The sequence below is a fragment of the Haemophilus sp. HN_Hi08 genome (assembly GCF_049824455.1).
Lineage (GTDB): Bacteria > Pseudomonadota > Gammaproteobacteria > Enterobacterales > Pasteurellaceae > Haemophilus > Haemophilus influenzae_D.
This window is the reverse complement of sequence record NZ_CP187493.1, coordinates 632890-652229: the sequence shown is the minus strand read 5'-3', so window position 1 is coordinate 652229 and position 19340 is coordinate 632890. Positions and strand designations below refer to the sequence as shown.

General features: G+C 38.3%; 19 protein-coding genes. 14 read left to right on the top strand and 5 right to left on the bottom strand.

Going from position 1 to position 19340, the window contains the following annotated elements:
* Positions 1–30: 30 nt before the first annotated feature.
* Entirely contained in the window at positions 31–1293 is a 1263-nt protein-coding gene (rho, locus tag ACPT8O_RS03250) for a transcription termination factor Rho (RefSeq protein ID WP_005648966.1), read from the bottom strand.
* Between the two features lie 247 nt (positions 1294–1540).
* Between rho and metJ the strand changes: the two genes are divergently transcribed.
* Entirely contained in the window at positions 1541–1858 is a 318-nt protein-coding gene (metJ, locus tag ACPT8O_RS03245) for a met regulon transcriptional regulator MetJ (RefSeq protein ID WP_021035707.1), read from the top strand.
* Positions 1859–1871: 13 nt separating this feature from the next.
* Here the strand turns inward: metJ and cueR are convergent, their stop codons facing one another.
* Positions 1872–2258, bottom strand: a complete 387-nt coding sequence (cueR, locus tag ACPT8O_RS03240; protein ID WP_005648963.1) for a Cu(I)-responsive transcriptional regulator — start codon at positions 2256–2258, stop codon at positions 1872–1874.
* 76 nt (positions 2259–2334) lie between these two features.
* Between cueR and ACPT8O_RS03235 the strand changes: the two genes are divergently transcribed.
* From ACPT8O_RS03235 to ACPT8O_RS03210, 6 genes are all read left to right on the top strand, one after another.
* The gene (locus ACPT8O_RS03235; protein WP_005666693.1) at positions 2335–2541 is read left to right on the top strand and encodes a heavy-metal-associated domain-containing protein; all 207 of its coding nucleotides are present in this window, start codon (positions 2335–2337) and stop codon (positions 2539–2541) included.
* Between the two features lie 73 nt (positions 2542–2614).
* Positions 2615–2821 (top strand): heavy-metal-associated domain-containing protein, encoded by a 207-nt coding sequence (locus tag ACPT8O_RS03230; protein WP_005666693.1) that lies wholly within the window; start codon positions 2615–2617, stop codon positions 2819–2821.
* Positions 2822–2895: 74 nt separating this feature from the next.
* Positions 2896–3102 (top strand): heavy-metal-associated domain-containing protein, encoded by a 207-nt coding sequence (locus tag ACPT8O_RS03225; protein WP_005666693.1) that lies wholly within the window; start codon positions 2896–2898, stop codon positions 3100–3102.
* Positions 3077–5245, top strand: coding sequence for a heavy metal translocating P-type ATPase (locus ACPT8O_RS03220; RefSeq protein ID WP_425623340.1), 2169 nt, complete (start codon positions 3077–3079; stop codon positions 5243–5245). The genes ACPT8O_RS03225 and ACPT8O_RS03220 overlap by 26 nt, the downstream gene beginning before the upstream one ends.
* Positions 5246–5467: 222 nt before the next feature.
* Positions 5468–6706 carry an HAAAP family serine/threonine permease gene (locus ACPT8O_RS03215; protein WP_021035710.1) on the top strand — a complete coding sequence of 413 codons (1239 nt, stop codon included), beginning with the start codon at positions 5468–5470 and terminating at the stop codon, positions 6704–6706.
* A gap of 34 nt (positions 6707–6740) precedes the next feature.
* On the top strand, positions 6741–8108 hold the full coding sequence (locus ACPT8O_RS03210) for an L-serine ammonia-lyase (protein ID WP_021035711.1): 1368 nt from the start codon (positions 6741–6743) through the stop codon (positions 8106–8108).
* A gap of 125 nt (positions 8109–8233) precedes the next feature.
* On the opposite strand, the gene mtr is transcribed toward ACPT8O_RS03210, so the two are convergent.
* Together mtr and ACPT8O_RS03200 are read right to left on the bottom strand one after the other, a co-directional pair.
* Positions 8234–9490 (bottom strand): tryptophan permease, encoded by a 1257-nt coding sequence (gene mtr, locus ACPT8O_RS03205; RefSeq protein ID WP_021035712.1) that lies wholly within the window; start codon positions 9488–9490, stop codon positions 8234–8236.
* A 116-nt stretch (positions 9491–9606) separates the two neighbouring features.
* Positions 9607–10821 carry a pyridoxal phosphate-dependent aminotransferase gene (locus tag ACPT8O_RS03200; RefSeq protein ID WP_021035713.1) on the bottom strand — a complete coding sequence of 405 codons (1215 nt, stop codon included), beginning with the start codon at positions 10819–10821 and terminating at the stop codon, positions 9607–9609.
* Positions 10822–10977: 156 nt separating this feature from the next.
* Between ACPT8O_RS03200 and ACPT8O_RS03195 the strand changes: the two genes are divergently transcribed.
* The 4 genes from ACPT8O_RS03195 (at position 10978) to ACPT8O_RS03180 (ending at position 16147) form a co-directional block, all read left to right on the top strand.
* Positions 10978–12249 carry an isochorismate synthase gene (locus tag ACPT8O_RS03195; protein ID WP_021035715.1) on the top strand — a complete coding sequence of 424 codons (1272 nt, stop codon included), beginning with the start codon at positions 10978–10980 and terminating at the stop codon, positions 12247–12249.
* 14 nt (positions 12250–12263) lie between these two features.
* The gene (menD, locus tag ACPT8O_RS03190) at positions 12264–13970 is read left to right on the top strand and encodes a 2-succinyl-5-enolpyruvyl-6-hydroxy-3-cyclohexene-1-carboxylic-acid synthase (protein ID WP_041175385.1); all 1707 of its coding nucleotides are present in this window, start codon (positions 12264–12266) and stop codon (positions 13968–13970) included.
* Positions 13971–14031: 61 nt separating this feature from the next.
* Positions 14032–14775, top strand: coding sequence for a 2-succinyl-6-hydroxy-2,4-cyclohexadiene-1-carboxylate synthase (menH, locus tag ACPT8O_RS03185; RefSeq protein ID WP_021035717.1), 744 nt, complete (start codon positions 14032–14034; stop codon positions 14773–14775).
* Positions 14776–14830: 55 nt separating this feature from the next.
* The gene (locus ACPT8O_RS03180; protein ID WP_005689473.1) at positions 14831–16147 is read left to right on the top strand and encodes an MFS transporter; all 1317 of its coding nucleotides are present in this window, start codon (positions 14831–14833) and stop codon (positions 16145–16147) included.
* A 224-nt stretch (positions 16148–16371) separates the two neighbouring features.
* Here the strand turns inward: ACPT8O_RS03180 and udp are convergent, their stop codons facing one another.
* A complete protein-coding gene (gene udp, locus ACPT8O_RS03175) occupies positions 16372–17130 on the bottom strand; it encodes a uridine phosphorylase (RefSeq protein ID WP_021035718.1) in 759 nt (252 codons plus the stop codon).
* Positions 17131–17367: 237 nt separating this feature from the next.
* Between udp and ACPT8O_RS03170 the strand changes: the two genes are divergently transcribed.
* Genes ACPT8O_RS03170 through ACPT8O_RS03160 form a run of 3 tightly spaced genes read left to right on the top strand, consistent with a single transcriptional unit; the run spans position 17368 to position 19324 of the window.
* Complete coding sequence (locus ACPT8O_RS03170) at positions 17368–18030, top strand: MOSC domain-containing protein (protein WP_021035719.1); 663 nt, start codon at positions 17368–17370, stop codon at positions 18028–18030.
* Positions 18031–18032: 2 nt separating this feature from the next.
* Positions 18033–18518, top strand: coding sequence for a YchJ family protein (locus ACPT8O_RS03165; protein WP_020909970.1), 486 nt, complete (start codon positions 18033–18035; stop codon positions 18516–18518).
* Positions 18515–19324: a virulence factor BrkB family protein gene (locus ACPT8O_RS03160; protein ID WP_005653369.1), complete on the top strand. Its 810-nt coding sequence runs from the start codon at positions 18515–18517 to the stop codon at positions 19322–19324. The genes ACPT8O_RS03165 and ACPT8O_RS03160 overlap by 4 nt, the downstream gene beginning before the upstream one ends.
* Positions 19325–19340: the final 16 nt, after the last annotated feature.

Genomic DNA, 19340 nt, shown 5'->3' with positions numbered 1-19340 from the left:
CCCTTGTTCTTCATAAAAGTGCGGTTGCTTTTACGAACGTTTCATCACTTCAAAAAACTCTTCGTTGGTTTTCGCCATCATCAGCTTATCAATCAAGAATTCCATTGCATCCACTTCATCCATTGGATTAAGAATCTTACGAAGAATCCACATTTTTTGTAATTCGTCCGCTGTTGTGAGTAAGTCTTCTTTACGAGTACCAGAGCGTTTAAAGTCAATGGCTGGGAATACGCGTCTTTCTGCAATTTTACGAGAAAGGTGCAATTCCATATTACCCGTACCTTTAAATTCCTCAAAAATTACTTCATCCATTTTCGAACCCGTATCAACTAGTGCTGTTGCAATAATCGTTAAACTGCCGCCTTCTTCCACATTACGTGCAGCTCCAAAGAAACGTTTTGGACGATGCAACGCATTAGCATCCACACCACCAGACAAAATTTTACCTGAAGCTGGAGTGACTGTATTGTAAGCGCGCGCTAAACGAGTAATAGAATCAAGCAAAATGACCACATCTTTTTTATGCTCTACAGAACGTTTCGCTTTTTCGATTACCATTTCTGCCACTTGAACGTGACGAGTTGCGGGTTCATCAAAAGTAGAAGCAATGACTTCGCCTTTTACTGAACGTTGCATTTCTGTCACTTCTTCTGGGCGTTCATCAATCAATAATACGATAAGTTCCACATCGGGGTAATTATGCGTGATACTTTGCGCAATATTTTGCAACAACATTGTTTTACCCGCTTTTGGTGGTGCTACGATTAACCCACGTTGGCCTTTACCAATTGGCGAGGCTAAATCCAAAATACGGGCAGTTAAATCTTCTGTTGAGCCATTGCCTCTCTCCATTCTTAAACGAGAGTTAGCATGTAATGGCGTTAAGTTTTCAAATAAGATTTTGCTACGAGAAACTTCAGGTTTGTCATCATTAACTTGATCAACTTTTAAAAGTGCAAAATAGCGTTCGCCTTCTTTTGGTGGACGAATTTTACCTTCGATTTTATCACCAGTTTGAAGATTAAAACGGCGAATTTGACTTGGGGAAACATAGATATCATCAGGGCCTGCAAGGTAGGAACTGTCGGCAGAACGAAGGAAACCAAAACCATCTGGTAAAATTTCTAACACACCACCGCCGAAAATATCTTCGCCACTTTTGGCGTGCTGTTTTAAGATTGCAAAGACAATATCTTGTTTACGCAAACGAGCTAAATTTTCTAAGCCCATTTGCTCCTCGCCGAGTTTCACAAGATCAGAAACAGGCGTATTTTTAAGTTCTGTTAAATGCATAATGAATAAATGTTGGAATTAATAAGAATTGATTATTCGAATGGTGGGCTTGCACCCTTTGAATGGCGCGTAAATTACCACTAAAACCCTACGCTGTCTAGCTTTTATTAGCATTTAATATAAAAAATTACCGCACTTTTTTTAAGAACTTATTTTGGAAGTTTAGCCGTCTAGATTGTTATTTATTTGATTTTTAATTAGAATACGGACAATTTGTAAGGTTATCAATAAGCACTTAAGGGAAATTATGGCGAATTGGGACGGAAAATATATCAGCCCTTATGCAGAACACGGCAAAAAAAGTGAGCAAGTAAAAAAAATTACAGTATCTATTCCCATTAAAGTACTGGAAATTTTGACGAATGAACGCACTCGCCGCCAATTAAAAAGTTTACGTCACGCAACTAACAGTGAATTGCTTTGTGAAGCATTCTTACACGCATTCACAGGACAACCTTTACCCACCGATGCAGATTTAATGAAAGAGCGTAATGATGAAATCCCTGAAGATGCCAAAGTGCTTATGCGTGAATTAGGTGTCGATCCAGAAAACTGGGAATATTAACCGCACTTTTCACTTATCCGTTCAAGCCATTCAAAATTAAACATTCAGGGTTGTCATTGCCCTGACAACTGTCGTGCCAGTGCTGCAATTTTTGTACCATTTTTTGTAACTGTTCTATTTGTTGATTTAATGTCGCAATATGTTGAGCAGTTAGCACTTTCACTTCTCGGCAGCTACGCTTAGGATTATCTTGTAGTGCTAATAATTGTGCGATTTGATGTAACGAAAACCCAACATTGCGTGAGTGTCGAATAAAATGCAACCTTTCTAAATCACTTTCTCCATAATTTCGATAGCCTGACAAACTGCGAACAGCGGGTTTAATTAACCCTATTTTTTCATAATCACGGATTTGTTTTGTAGATAAACCTACTAATTTTGCGGCTTCACTAATATTCATAAAAAACTTCTTGACCTTAACCTTATGTAAAGGTTTATAGTTTAACCATCAATAAAACAACTAACAAGGAGTAAAAATGAAAACTATCACATTAAACATAAAAGGCATACATTGCGGCTGTTGCGTAAAAAGTCTTACTCAAGTTTTAACTGAATTAGATGGTGTACAATCTGCTGATGTGCAATTAGAGGGTAAAGTAAATATTACTTTTGATGAAAATCGAGTCAATGTTGCACAGCTGATTGAGGTCATTGAAGATGCTGGATTTGACGCCACAGAGTAAAAAATTTCAATTCAGATTGGTGGGATGGCCTGCCAATCGCATTCATCAATAAAACAACTAACAAGGAGTAAAAATGAAAACTATCACATTAAACATAAAAGGCATACATTGCGGCTGTTGCGTAAAAAGTCTTACTCAAGTTTTAACTGAATTAGATGGTGTACAATCTGCTGATGTGCAATTAGAGGGTAAAGTAAATATTACTTTTGATGAAAATCGAGTCAATGTTGCACAGCTGATTGAGGTCATTGAAGATGCTGGATTTGACGCCACAGAGTAAAAAAATTTCAATTCAGATTGGTGGGATGGCCTGCCAATCGCATTCATCAATAAAACAACTAACAAGGAGTAAAAATGAAAACTATCACATTAAACATAAAAGGCATACATTGCGGCTGTTGCGTAAAAAGTCTTACTCAAGTTTTAACTGAATTAGATGGTGTACAATCTGCTGATGTGCAATTAGAGGGTAAAGTAAATATTACTTTTGATGAAAATCGAGTCAATGTTGCACAGCTGATTGAGGTCATTGAAGATGCTGGATTTGACGCCACAGAGTAAAAAAATTTCAATTCAGATTGGTGGGATGACCTGCCAATCTTGTGCCAATCGCATTGAAAAAGTTTTAAATAAAAAACCATTTGTGCAACAAGCGGGAGTGAATTTTGCCGTCGAAGAAGCACAAGTTGTATTTGACGCTACGCAAGCAAGCGAAACTCAAATTATCGAGATTATCCATAAAACAGGTTTTTCTGCTCATATCAAACAAGCCAATGAATTACCAATAGAAGAAAATACATCAATCCCTTGGCGATTAATCATACTTTGGATAATCAATATTCCATTTCTGATTGGTATGCTTGGCATGATGAGTGGCTCACATCACTTGATGTTACCGCCGATTTGGCAATTTGCATTAGCAAGCATTGTGCAACTTTGGTTAGCCATTCCATTTTATCGCGGAGCAATCGGTAGTATTCGTGGTGGACTTGCCAATATGGATGTACTGGTCAGCACAGGAACGCTCACTATTTATCTTTATTCTGCTTTCATGTTGTTTTACCACGCCGATCATGCAATGGGGCATGTGTATTTTGAAGCTTCTGTAATGGTAATTGGTTTTGTCAGTCTTGGAAAATTTCTTGAAGATCGCACTAAAAAGCATAGCTTAAATAGCTTGAGTATGCTCTTGCAACTGACACCGAAAAAAGTCACTGTTTTACGTAATGAAAAATGGAGTGAAATTGCTCTTGACCAAGTCAATATCGGCGAAATCATTCGTGCGAATCAAGGCGAACGTATTGCGGCAGACGGCATAATTGAAAGTGGAAATGGATGGTGTGATGAAAGCCATTTAACGGGCGAATCTCGTCCAGAAGAAAAACAGAAAGGTGGAAAAGTATTAGCGGGGGCGATGGTAACAGAAGGTTCTATTATCTATCGAGCAAATCAGCTTGGTAGCCAAACCTTACTTGGCGATATGATGAATGCATTATCAGATGCACAAGGATCAAAAGCGCCAATCGCACGATTTGCTGACAAAGTTGCTTCCGTGTTTGTGCCTGTCGTTTTAGTGATTTCACTTGTTACTTTCGCACTCACTTATATTCTGACGAATGATAGTGTGTCTTCACTAATTCACGCGGTATCCGTGCTTGTGATGGCTTGCCCTTGTGCCTTGGGATTAGCCACACCAGCAGCCATAATGGTTGGTTTAGGTAAAGCAGTCAATGCTGGCGTATGGTTTAAAGATGCGGCTGCAATGGAGGAAACCGCCCACGTGGATACCGTTGTACTTGATAAAACTGGCACATTAACAAAAGGAGAGCTTGAAATCTCTGCTTTATGGCAGCCACAAAGTGCGGTGTATTCTGAAGACGATTTGTATCGTTTTGCAGCAGCAGTTGAACGACAAGCTAACCACCCAATTGCAAAAGCTATTGTGCAAGCAGCAGAACAAAAAATGTTAGAAATTCCCACCGCACTTTTTTCAAAGATGGAAGTGGGTCAAGGCATTCAAGCCGAATTAGAACAAGTGGGAACAATAAAAGTCGGTAAACCTGATTATTGCGGTTTAATCTTGCCTAAAAATTTAGAGGATATTTGGCAAATTGCGAGCATTGTCGCAGTATCCATAAATGATGAACCCATCGGTGCATTTGCACTGACGGATACTTTAAAAAACGATAGCTTGCACGCCATTCAACGCTTACAACAGCAAAATATTGATGTCGTAATTATGAGTGGTGATCAACAATCTGTCGTTGATTACATAGCAAAACAGCTCGGCATTAAGAAAGCCTTTGGTGGACTCAGTCCTAGAGATAAGGCGGAACAAATCCAAAAGCTGAAAGATCTAGGTCATATTGTCGCAATGGTAGGCGATGGAATAAATGATGCGCCTGCTTTAGCTTCTGCAAACGTCAGTTTTGCGATGAAATCAGGTTCAGATATTGCAGAACAAACAGCCTCTGCAACGCTTATGCAACATTCGGTGAATCAACTTGTGGATGCGCTTTTTATTGCAAGAGCAACCTTGAAAAATATCAAACAAAATCTATTTTTTGCTTTGATTTACAATATTCTCGGCATACCCCTTGCCGCTTTCGGTTTTCTTAGCCCTATAATCGCTGGTGCTGCTATGGCGTTGAGCTCAATTTCCGTATTGATGAACGCCTTAAGATTGAAAAAAGTGCGGTTCTAATTTCATTTATTTTTATACGCAATCGGTGTCGTCATCGCACCGATTTTTTTGTCGCTGAAAATTACCGCACTTTTTATAAAAAAATTTTAACTTGATCACAATTTTAGAATTTTCTCTTTGAGATTCTCTATTTATCGGCATAACATAATACTCAAATTTAGTTGGAGCGGATTTTGCTCTACAAATTGACAAATTTAAGTAATTTATGCTTTGGAGCAAACTATGAAATCAACAGAAAAACTCAAATGGAACAAATTTGATGCAACGTGGATGTTAAACCTTTTCGGTACGGCGGTTGGCGCGGGCGTATTGTTCTTGCCGATTAACGCAGGGATGGGGGGATTTTGGCCGTTAGTTTTAATGGCAATTATCGTCGGGCCCATGACTTATTTTGCTCATCGTGGCTTAGCTTATTTTGTGCTTTCATCTAAAAAGCCTGGCAGCGATATTACTGAAGTAGTGGAAGAACACTTTGGTAAAACCGCTGGTAAACTTATTACCTTACTTTATTTTTTCGCAATTTTCCCTATTCTGTTAATTTACGGTAACGGTATCACGAACACCGTAGATTCTTTCATTGTAAATCAACTTGGTATGGCATCACCAAATCGAGTTATTCTCTCTTTTGTATTAATTGCGGTATTGATTTCCGTGATGTTATTTAATGAAAAAGTGATGTTAAAAATCACAGAATGGCTTGTTTACCCGTTAGTCTTAATTTTATTTGTTCTTTCTATTTACTTAATTCCTGAATGGAATAGTACCGTATTATATGAATTTCCAACAGCAGGTGGTTTCTTAACCACTTTATGGCTAACCATTCCCGTATTAGTATTTTCATTTAACCATTCGCCAGCGACTTCATCGTTCACTTGCTCACAATTCCGTGAATACAAAACGTTTGAGGGCGCAGAACGCCATATCAGCCATACAGAAAAAGGCGCTTCAACGATTTTATTATTCTTCGTAATGTTCTTCGTATTTAGCTGTGTATTAACACTAACACCTGAAGAATTAGTGGCAGCAAAAGAACAGAATATTAGTATCTTGTCTTTCTTAGCAAATAAATTTGATAATCCATATATCTCTTATTTTGGCCCGCTTGTTGCATTCTTAGCAATTACAAGTTCATTCTTCGGTCACTATATGGGGGCACGTGAAGGATTAGAAGGCTTATATTTGAAAATGAAAGGCGAATCTGTAAATCGTAAAAAACTCAATTATGCGACCGCACTTTTCTTCTTATTAACCTTATGGGGCGTTGCGATTATTAATCCAAGTATCTTAGGCTTAATTGAATCTCTTGGCGGCCCAATCATTGCGATGATTTTATTCATTATGCCAATGTATGCGATTCGCAAAATCCCAGCAATGAAACGCTACAGCGGACATTTCAGTAATGTATTTGTAACAATTATGGGACTAATTGCTATTTCTGCAGTTGTTTATGGATTATTATAATCGCTTTTAATTTTTAACGAATTTTGAGAAATTTATGATTAGCGTATTTGATATGTTTAAAGTGGGAATTGGGCCATCCAGTTCCCACACGGTCGGTCCGATGAAAGCGGGTAAACAATTTATAGACGACTTAATTAAACGAAATCAGTTTGAACAAACAGCTGAAATTCATGTGGATGTGTATGGTTCTCTTTCGATGACAGGGAGAGGTCACAGTACAGATATCGCCATCATTATGGGATTAGCGGGTTATTTACCACATAATGTGGACATCGATATGATTTCAGGTTTCATCGAGAAAGTGAAACAAACTGCGCTTTTACCCATTAATATTGATCAAAAAACGGTAAAATTTGATTTTGAAAATAATCTCATTTTCCACCGCACTTTTTTAAAATTGCACGAAAATGGCATGACAATTACCGCTCTTGATGAAAATCGCACAGAACTTTATCGCCAAACCTATTATTCGATTGGTGGTGGTTTTATTGTCGATGAAGCCCATTTTGGCAAAGAAGAAAAAACCACAGTCCAAGTGCCTTATCCTTACAAAAATGCCGAAGATATTTTGAAACATTGCAGTGATAACGGTTTAATGCTTTCCACTGTGATGTTGGAAAATGAAATCGCATTGAATGGCAAAGAGGCTGTCAGTGCTCATCTAGAGAATGTTTGGAAAACGATGCAGGCTTGTATTGAACACGGCATTCACACAGAGGGTATTTTACCCGGCCCATTAAAAGTACCACGTCGTGCGGCTTCACTTTATCGTATGTTGCAAGCTAATACGAATTTATCTAACGATCCAATGCGTGTGATCGACTGGGTCAATATGTTTGCGCTTGCTGTCAATGAAGAAAATGCAGCGGGTGGACGTGTAGTCACAGCTCCAACTAACGGTGCGTGTGGGATTATTCCAGCAGTATTAGCTTACTACGAAAAATTTATCTCGCCATTAACACCTGAAATCATTGAACGCTATTTATTAGCAGCAGGTATGATTGGTTCACTTTATAAAATGAACGCTTCGATTTCTGGCGCAGAAGTGGGTTGTCAAGGTGAAGTCGGTGTAGCTTGTTCAATGGCGGCTGCAGGACTTGCTGAAATTCTGGGTGGCAATCCACTACAAGTGTGCATCGCAGCTGAAATTGCAATGGAGCATAATTTAGGATTAACTTGCGACCCTGTCGGCGGTCAAGTTCAAGTACCTTGCATCGAACGCAATGCGATTGCTTCAGTTAAAGCAATCAATGCATCACGTATGGCTTTACGCCGTACCACTAATCCAAGAGTAAGCTTGGATAAAGTGATTGAAACAATGTACGAAACAGGCAAAGATATGAACGCTAAGTATCGCGAAACATCGCAAGGCGGACTGGCAGTGAAGATTGTTTGTAACTAATAAAAAGTAAAATAATTAAGGGGCTGATCTGCATGAATTAGTTGGACTACATAACCCACCTATAAGGTGCAGATCACTATTTAATCATTTAAATATCTTGAAAATTTAAATCCATTCTTTAAAACTTACCCAGTAAAACTTGCAAACCAACCTAAGTTTGCCCCAATTTGCGCCACAATATTTAATATGCCAAATAACATTATAAACCCAATCATAAAACTTCCTCCGTACACTTTATAAGTCGCATTTGGGAATTTTTGGCGACTTGCTTTGGCAAGAAGTGCGGGGACAATTGCAGCCCAAATTGTTGCCGCCAATCCAGCGTAACCAATGGCAATCACAAATCCATAAGGAAATTGCAGGCTTAGCAATAATGGCGGTAAAAAAGTAACAAGTGTTGTTTTTGTTCTGCCTAATAAGCTATCGTCAAATTTAAACAGATCGGCGATATAGTCAAATAAGCCTAAAGTTACACCTAAGAATGACGTAGAAATTGCCATATAAGCAAAGAAATTTAATACGACGGCAAGGTATTCTACTTCAATATATTTATGTAAAGCCTCTAATAATGCAGAAACATCGCCGCCTTTTTCAATGACTGGGGCAAATTCAGTGCGTGGTAAATTACCTTGCACAGCAAGCTGCCATAAGATGTAAATCACTAATGCTAAGCCCGTACCAATAAAGATCGATTTCATCACACGACGACCATCACGATCGTAATATTTGACGAGACTTGGAACATTCCCGTGGAAACCAAAGGACACGAGACAAACTGGAAGTGCGGTCAATAAATAAGGTAAATATGTTTGTTCGCTTTGAGAGACTGTATTGAATAAAACTTCTGTTTTTACAGAGCTTAATAAACCAATGGTAGAAAGGAAAAAAGCGACCACCATCCCGACAATTAACACAGTTGTGAAACGGTCCACCGCTTTGGTTGAAAGCCACACGAAGGCTGCAAGGATAAGGCAGAAAATTAAAGATCCTGAAGTTCTTCCAATATCCACCGTACTTTCAGCAGAACTGAATGCCTGGTTTAGCAGATTTTGTGTAATGCCTCCGCCTGAGGTTATGTAGGCATAAGTCAAAACATATAAGACGAAAGCAACAGAAAGGCCGTTGGTAATATTCCAACTTTTTCCTAATAAATCTTTAACGATGGTGTCAAAACTTGAACCTGTTGGATAATGCAGATTAGCTTCTAGGATCATTAATCCTGATGTCGTCATACAAAACCAAGTATAAATTAAAGCGAGAATCGAACCAATAAACCATACACCAGCCGTTGAAGTTGGGTTAGCCAGCATGCCTGCACCAATAGCTGTACCAGCGATGATCATCGCACCGCCTAAGAGAGAAGGGGATCTTTGTTGTGTCATAAAATGCCTCTAAAATAAATTTGCACTATTATAGTAGTGCAAAAGGAAAGTGCAATATATTTATATCGATAAAAAGGGGACATTCAGTCCCCTTTGTAATGTTGTCAAAGCATTCATTATTGACGGTAATCAGACAAAAATCTTGCTAATTTTGTAATGGCTTCCTCAAGTTGATTTACATAAGGAAGAGTAACAACACGGAAGTGATCTGGCGAATGCCAATTAAATCCTTTACCGTGCACAAGTAACACTTTTTCTTTGCGGAGTAAATCAAGCACCATTTTTTCATCACTGTGAATATTGAATTTTTTCACATCAATTTTCGGGAACATATACATCGCCCCCATTGGTTTTACGCAAGTAATGCCGGGTATTTGAGTAATAAGATCATAGGCTTTGTTTCGTTGCTCAAGTAATCGGCCGCCCGGTAAAATAAATTCATTAATACTTTGATAGCCACCAAGTGCGGTTTGAATTGCATGTTGCATTGGTACGTTAGCACATAAGCGCATTGATGCCAGCATATCCAAGCCTTCAATATAACCCTTCGCATTATGTTTTGGGCCGTTTAAAATCATCCAACCTTGGCGGAAGCCTGCAACTCGATAAGCTTTTGATAACCCATTCAGCGTAACGGTTAATAAATCAGGGGCAAGTGCGGCAATGTGATGATGTATTGCGCCATCGTATAAAATTTTGTCATAGATTTCGTCTGCGAAGATAATCAAATTATTTTGGCGCGCGATTTCCACAATTTCTTGTAATAATTCTTTGCTATACACTGCGCCAGTTGGATTGTTTGGATTGATGATAACAATGGCTTTAGTTTTAGCATTCACTTTCGCTTTAATATCATCAATAGCTGGGAACCAATTTGCTTCTTCATCACAAAGATAATGAACAGCTTTACCGCCAGAAAGGGTTACCGCTGCAGTCCAAAGCGGATAATCAGGCATCGGCACAAGCACTTCATCGCCATCATTAAGTAATGCTTGCATTGCCATTGTGATAAGCTCAGATACGCCGTTACCAATATACACATCATTGACGGTCGCACCGTGAATACCTTTTGATTGATAATATTGAACAATGGCTTTACGAGCAGAATATAAACCTTTTGAATCGCAGTAGCCTTGAGCCGATGGCAAATTACGTAGCACGTCTACTAAAATTTCATCGGGTGCTTCAAAGCCGAAAGGGGCGGGGTTGCCGATATTAAGTTTTAAAATTTTATTGCCTTCTTCTTCTAAGCGTAGTGCTTCTTTATGCACTGGCCCACGAATGTCATAACATACGTGTTCTAATTTGTCGGATTTTGGGAATAATCGCATAGTGAAATCCTTTTGTTTCTAATAAATTTTTCGAGAAAAGTGCGGTTAATTTACGCTGAATTTTCAATATTGAAAAGATTTTGTAAAAAAATTTTTTGTCATTAACAATCTGCGGTAGAATACGGCTAATTTTTTGTGTATTTAAAACAAAATCTAATGAGTTATTTAGCGCAGGCAATAGGCGAGTTAAAATCAAAAATTCACGCATATTTACAGCAATCAACGAATGAACTTGTCCGTTTTCAGGTGAAACTGGACAAGGTCGATTTATTGGCTTGGCTGAAAAGTCAATCTGCGTATCCACAATTTTATTTACATTTTCGTGATGAAGAAAAAGCATTGGCTGCGCTTGGCGAAGTGCAGTCATTTTCACAATTAAATTTAGTGCAAGAGTTTATTGAAGAAAGTGGTTTCCCACTGGTAGGTGGTTTGCAATTTCAAGGTATCGCACAATTTGTATTGCCAAAAATTCTTGTTGAACAGGATGAGAAAGGTGCATTGGTATCATTTTTTGTGAAAGATGAGCAAAGTGCGAATGATACTTTAGCCCACCTAAAAACTTTTGAAAATATCACCGCACTTTCTGCTTTGCCAAAACAAATTCCTTTGCATACAGAGCTTCGAGCTAACGAAAGAACTTGGTGCGATTGGGTAAATCAGGCTTTGGTAGAAATTAAAAGTGGGGAACTGACAAAAATTGTATTAGCCAATGAAACCACTTTTCATTTAAAGCAAGCGATTAACGCGTACGATTTTTTAGCAGAAAGCGAAAAGCAAAATCAAAGTTGTTATCATTTTTTATGGGCTGAAAATTCTCATTCGGTTTTTGTTGGTTCTACGCCAGAACGCCTATTTGCTCGTGAGTATAATTTGTTGCTAACAGAGGCTTTGGCGGGGACGGCATCGGTTTCTGAAAGTGAGGAAGAAACGCAATCTCAAGCCAATTGGTTGTTAAATGACGAGAAAAATTTAAAAGAAAATTGGTTGGTCGTAGAAGATATTTCGCAGAATTTACGTCAGCAAGTAGAAAGTTTTGATGTAAGCAATGTTGAATTGAAGCCGTTACGTAAAGTACAACATTTGATTCGTAAAATTCGTGCAAATTTGACCGCACATTATGCGGATGTAAATATATTAAAAGCGATTCATCCTACAGCTGCAGTATCTGGTTTGCCACAGCAACAAGCCAAAATGATTTTGTCAGAAATTGAAACCTTTGATCGAGGCTGGTATGCGGGAACATTGGGTGTGATGAGCGATGTTGGTTCCGAGTTTTGTGTGGCGATTCGTTCTGCCTTTATTGAAGCTCATCGTATTCGTGTATTTGCTGGCGCAGGCATTGTGGCAGGCTCGCAGCCATTGGAAGAGTGGAAAGAAATTGAACGTAAAGCAGCAGGGTTGATTTCCTTGTTTGCAGAAGAAAAATGATAACGGAGAAAAAAATGTCGGTAAGCGTGTTTAATCGTTGTTGGTCGAAAGTGATTTTAGAAACCTTGGTGCGTCAAGGCGTTTCTCACGTTTGTATCGCGCCAGGTTCGCGTTCGACACCTTTAACTCTTGAAGCTGTACGTTTGCAAAATGCGGGTTCAGTCACTTGTCATACGCATTTTGATGAACGTGGTTTAGGTTTTTTTGCTTTGGGTATTGCTAAGGCAACTCAATCCCCTGTCGCAATTATTGTTACATCAGGTACTGCAACAGCAAATCTTTATCCTGCCATTATTGAAGCTCGCCAAACGGGTGTGAATTTATTTGTTTTAACTGCTGATCGTCCACCAGAGCTTTGGGAGTGCGGTGCAAATCAGGCTATTTTGCAACAAAATATGTTTGGTCAGTATCCGGTTGCAAATGTTAATTTACCTAAACCGAAAGCTGATTATTCTGCGCAGTGGTTAATTTCTCTACTTGAACAGGCTGCCTTCCAACAAAAACAACAAGGTGGCGTTGTTCATATTAATGTGCCATTTGCCGAGCCACTTTATGATGCAACTGATGAGGCTGTAGATTCCCATAGTTGGCTGCAGCCATTACAACGCTGGTTAATTCAAACTAAGCCTTGGATGAATGTGGAAGCTCAACAGAACGAAGTATTAATGCATGAAAACTGGGATCATTGGCGTACCAAACGTGGTGTTGTTGTGGTTGGTCAATTACCTGCAGAACAAGCGATGGGCATTAACTCTTGGGCAAGTGCTATGGGCTGGGTGTTACTGACGGATATTCAATCTGGTGTTGTTCCAACGACGCCTTATGAAGATATTTGGCTGGCAAGCCAAACTGTTCGTGAAAAACTTCTGCAAGCTGATATTGTGATTCAATTTGGCGCACGCTTTATTAGTAAACGCATTAATCAATTCTTACAGGCGTTTAAAGGGGAATTTTGGTTGGTTGAACAAAGCGGTAAAGCATTAGATCCTTATCATCATTCGCTGACAAGATTTAATGCTAAAGCACATCATTGGTTGCGTGCGCATCCTCCTTTACGCCAAAAGCCTTGGTTGCTTGAGCCATTAGCTTTATCTAAGTTCTGTGCGACCTTTATTGAACAGCAAGTAGGCGGAAATTTAACGGAAGCCTCGTTCGCATTACGTTTACCAACACTTTTACCTTATAACGGTGTTTTATTTTTAGGTAATAGTTTACTTGTTCGTCTGGTTGATGCGCTAACGCAATTACCAGAAAGTTATCCTGTTTATACCAATCGTGGCGCGAGTGGAATTGATGGTTTGTTGGCTACGGCAGCTGGAATTGGTATAGGTTCAAATAAACCTGTTGTTGCGGTGATTGGCGATACGTCCACTTTATATGATCTAAATTCTTTCGCATTATTCAAAAACGTTACGCAACCAACAGTAATCTTTGTGATCAATAATAATGGTGGCGCGATTTTTGATATGTTACCTGTGGATGAACAAGTCAAAGATCAGTTCTATCGATTACCGCATAACGGCGATTTTTCTCAAATCGCGGCAATGTTCGATCTCAAATACGCTCATCCTTATACTTGGGCAGATCTTAATTCCGTTGTTAAACAGGCTTATAGTCGTCGCAAGGCAACGTTAATTGAAATTAAAACCAATCCGAGTGATGGTAGTAGTTTGTATAAACGCTTAATCGAGCAAATTAGTCACGCCGTGATTGGTGCTTAAGTATTCTGTAGGCGGGCTTTGGTCCCGCCATATTTTATTATTTCTATCAATAATCCCTCCAATGATAAACATCATTTTTCTTCACGGACTTCTTGGTACAAAAAACGACTGGCAAAAAGTCATTAAAAATTTACCGCACTTTAATTGTATTCCGCTAGATTTGCCTTTTCATGGACAAGCCAAAGGCGTTGAAGTTACAAATTTTGAAGAAACGGCGGAGTATTTATCTCAGCAAATTAAAAGTGCGGTAAAAAATGAACCCTATTTTCTTGTTGGGTATTCTCTAGGTGGACGGATCGCTTTGTATTATGCGATGCAAGCTCAGGTGGAACGATCTAATTTGCAAGGCGTTATTTTAGAAGGGGCGAATCTAGGTTTAAAAACCGACGAAGAAAAACAGGCTCGTTTCCAGCAAGATTTTGCTTGGTCGCAACGTTTTGTACAAGAATCGCCAGAAAATGTGTTAAATGATTGGTATCAACAACCTGTGTTTTCCTATTTGACTGCAGAAGAAAGATTACAGTTGGTTGAAAAACGAAAATCAAATTGTGGGGAAAATATTGGCAAAATGTTGTTGGCGACAAGTCTATCCAAGCAACCTGATTTTAGTGAAAAAGTGCGGTTAAGTTCTTTGCCATTTTTTTATTTTTGTGGCGAACGAGATCATAAATTTCAAACTATTGCGAAAGAAAATCAAATTAATTTAGTGACAATTCCCTGTGCTGGGCATAACTCACATTTAGAAAATTCAAAATATTTCTCTAAAAAAATAGAAAATTGCATATTAAAAATTGCTAGACCTTAGTTAAAATGCTAGGATTTATCCATTTCTTTTTATAATAAACTTCTAGGAAAACACAATGTCTACACAACTTCGCAATAATCCGATGAAAGTGGCGTTAGCCTCGATGGTCGGTACAGCAATCGAATTTTTTGATTATTATATCTATGCGGCTGCCGCTGTATTAGTTTTTAATACGCAATTCTTCCAAAGCGATGATCCGCTTTCTAATGACTTACTTTCTCTTTCTACGCTTGCACTTGCATTTTTTGCGCGCCCTATTGGTTCTGCATTATTTGGTCACTTCGGCGATAAAATTGGTCGTAAAAAAACCTTGGTTGCCTCCCTTGTTTTAATGGGTGGTTCAACGGTAGTAATTGGTTTACTTCCTAACTATGCTCAAATTGGTATTTGGGCGCCGATTTTGCTTTGCGTATGCCGTGTTGGTCAAGGTATTGGACTCGGTGGCGAATGGGGCGGTGCAGCGTTAGTCGCAACAGAAAATGCACCAGAAGGAAAACGAGCTTGGTACGGTACTTTCCCTCAATTAGGCGCACCAATTGGTTTATTTGTCGCTAATGGAACGTTCTTCTTAGTTAGCTATTTACTTGGTCATAATGCACTTGTTGAATGGGCGTGGCGTATTCCGTTTGTCTCTTCCATTTTATTAGTTGCAGTTGGTTTATATGTTCGCTTAACTTTGCACGAAAGCCACGTATTTGTGGAAGCAGAGCAAAAAGGCAAAAAATTGAATGCACCAGTGAGTGTTGTGTTTACCAAACACTTAAAACCAATGATCATTGGTACATTTATTATGGTGGCAACTTATTCTCTGTTTTACATTATGACGGCTTTTGCACAGGCATATTCTCGAACCGCGCCAAAGCTTTCTGAAGCAGGTTATGCGCTTGGCTTAGGTATCCCAGCAAATACATTTACTGGCTTGTTATTAATTAGTGCGATTGTATTTGGTATTTTTATTAGTATTTCTGGTGTTTATGCCGATAAAATCGGTCGTCGTAAATGGTTAATTTGGGTAACTATTGCTATCGGTGTGCTTGGTTTAGCAATGCCGTTATTCTTAGAAAATGGCACACCAGTTAGCGTATTTGCATTTTTAGTGATTGGTATGGCGATTATGGGAATGACATTTGGTCCAATGGCAGCGTTATTACCAGAATTGTTCCCAACGGAAGTGCGTTATTCAGGCGCATCTCTCGCCTATAATTTGGCATCAATTATTGGTGCAACAATTGCGGCGATGATTTCTTTAAAAATTAATGCGTCATTTGGTGTAATGGGCGTAGGGATTTATTTAGCAATCAATGTATTAATGACTCTCTTGGCATTATTAGCCTCAAAAGAGACTAAAAATGTAGATTTAACAGAAATCTAATTTTAGTCATCAATATTTCAGGTTATTTAGCCTTTAGAAATAGTTTATTTAGAACTTATATCAAGTTTAGGTTTTAATGCCAACGAGCAAATAGACTACTTTGATTAAATTGATCAGAAGATCGCAGTTTGTTAATAAAAAATCTGCACCTTACTTCATTAGAAAATAAATCTAATTAAGGTGCAGAATAAAATAAGGTTTTATTGCTTCAAATAAATATTAATTTAACTTAACAACGCTTGTGCAGCTGCGATCACAACAGACACAGCTTTTTCTTCCGTTTGCTTTATTGTTGCTTCATTTGGAATTTCTTGTTGAGTACGGTTTACAATCACGCCTGCAACCATTCCTGCACGTAAACCCAATGCACTACACATAGTGAACAATGTTGAGGATTCCATTTCGTAGTTCATTACATTCAAATCTTGCCATTGTTTAAGTAGCCCTTGGTAATCACGATATACTTTACCGCTATAGGTATCATAACGTTCTTGACCAGGATAGAATGTATCAGATGAAGCGGTTATACCCACATAAGGCTCGATACCTTTTGCTTTCGCTGCATTATAAAGTGCGGTTGTACATTCAAAGTTTGCCACAGCGGGATATTCTAAAGGTACGAAATGACAGCTTGCGCCATCTAAGCGAACAGAAGCGGTTGTGATAAGAACATCGCCTACATTAATGTGCGGTTGAATTGCACCCGTTGTACCAATACGTAAGAAAGTACGTACACCAAGTTGAGCCAGTTCTTCCACACAAATTGATGTTGAAGGGCCACCAATACCCGTAGAACATACAACAATAGGCTGACCATTGACATAACCTAACCACGATGTAAATTCACGCGTGCTTGCAAGAAACTCTGGGTTATCAAGTTGTTTCGCAATACGCTCACTGCGCGCAGGATCGCCTGGAACAATAGCGAGTGTTGCGCCTTTAAGTTGTGCTTTAGTGAGGTTTAAGTGAAATACGTCTGACATAATAAATCTCCTTATTATCATTGAACGTGATGATTTCGCCCTTAGGAAAAATCTTATTGTAAAGAAAAGAAATAAAACATTTTTAGAAAATTTTGTTTTCTTTTTCAAACATTTTCATTATTTTTCTTTCATTTTTCTGATAACTAATAATAAGTAAAAAAAGAAGTGCGGTCAAAAAGTTAAACGTTTTCGGTTATAATTCCACGTAAATTTTTTCTAGAACAAGCGAAAAATAAAATGAATGCAAAAATTTTAGTTATAAAAGTAGGGGAAGTTCAAACCCTAACCTTTTCAGATGGAAGCCAATACGAAAGCGCGATTCGTAAAAAAGTTGTGCCATCGGTAAAAATTCATTCTCTTGGTGCGGAAGGAAACGATGTGGGTTTGAAAAAACATCACGGTGGTGTAGATAAAGCTCTCTTTTTTATGTCGGTAGATTCTTTTAATAAATTAAATGCTTTATTAAATAAAGATTTTTCTTATATGGATACTGCGACATACGGAGAAAATTTTGTCGTGTCAGGCTTGAATGAAGACAATGTGTGTATTGGCGATCGTTATCAAATCGGTTCAACCATTTTAGAAGTGTCCCAGCCACGCAAACCTTGCGAACGTTTATCAAAAAATACAGAAAACGAAAATACACGTGATATTATTTATCAAACGGGGCTTAGTGGATGGTATGTTCGTATTATTGAAACAGGAATAATTAAGCAAAACGATGAATTAAAATTGCTCGCCCGTCCTTATCCGCAAATAACAATTCGCCATTTAAATCGCTTGTTATCCTCACCTGAAAATGAAGCTGAACTAGAAGCAGCATTAGATATTGAAGTATTAGCTGAAGCCTTTAAACGCTCAATTCGCTCACAAGTATCGAAATTCAAACAACAGAGATAAATATGTCAGAAATTTCAACCGCACTTTCTTTAGAAAATTGTCCTTGTCAATCTGGTCATCATTATGCGGATTGTTGTGGAAAATTTCATTTAAAACAAGCATTTCCCGAAACGGCAGAGCAACTTATGCGTTCACGTTATACGGCTTATGTGTTAAAAAATATTCCCTATATTGTTGTAACAACTGTGCCAAGCCAACAAACTTTATTAGAGCCTAGGTTATTGCAAGAATGGGCGGACAACACCGTGTGGCTAGGATTAGAAATTCTAAAAACGGAAAGCCTTACAAAAACTCAAAGTGCGGTGGAATTTAAGGCGATTTTTCAAGGCGATGAATGTGAGCAAGCCCATCAAGAACGGTCAATTTTTGTGAAAATTGAAGATCGTTGGTATTTTGTGGATCCAACGGTATCATTACCGACAATGAAACAACCTTGTGTCTGTGATTCGGGTAAAAAATTTAAACATTGCTGTGGGGGATTTTTATGATTTCATTGAAACAATTTAGCCTGCTCTTTTGGAAACGTTTTTCAGAAAATAAACTTAATCAAGTAGCTGGTGCATTGACTTATAGCACAATGTTAGCAATGGTTCCTTTAGTTATGGTTATTTTTTCTATTTTCTCTGCTTTTCCTGTATTCAATGAAGTGACGGGAGAATTAAAAGAAATGATTTTTACTAATTTTGCACCATCAGCGAGTGATATGGTGGGCGAATATATCGATCAATTTGTATCAAACTCAAAGAAAATGAGTGCGGTGGGAATTGTGAGTTTAATTGCCGTTGCCTTGATGCTAATTAATAACATCGACCGAACATTAAATAGTATTTGGCACAATAGTCAATCTCGCTCTCCGCTTTCTTCTTTTGCGATTTATTGGATGATTTTGACACTTGGCCCACTTATTATTGGCGTGAGTATTGGGATTAGTTCGTATATTAAAATAATGTTTGAGCAATCGGAACATTTATCATTAGGCTTAAAATTGCTCAGTTTTGTGCCTTTTTTATTTACTTGGTTTATTTTTACCCTTATTTATACAGTTGTACCGAATAAAAAAGTGAAAATTAAGCATTCAGCTTACGGTGCATTTCTTGCCGCGATTTTTTTCACTCTTGGTAAACAAGCATTTACTTGGTATATCGTCACTTTTCCCTCTTATCAATTAATTTACGGTGCAATGGCAACTTTACCAATTATGTTATTGTGGATTCAAATAAGTTGGCTTGTGGTATTAGTTGGTGCGCAATTAGCTTCAACCTTAGATGAAATTGGCGAGCAGATCGAGCAATAATGCTCGATCTATAAGA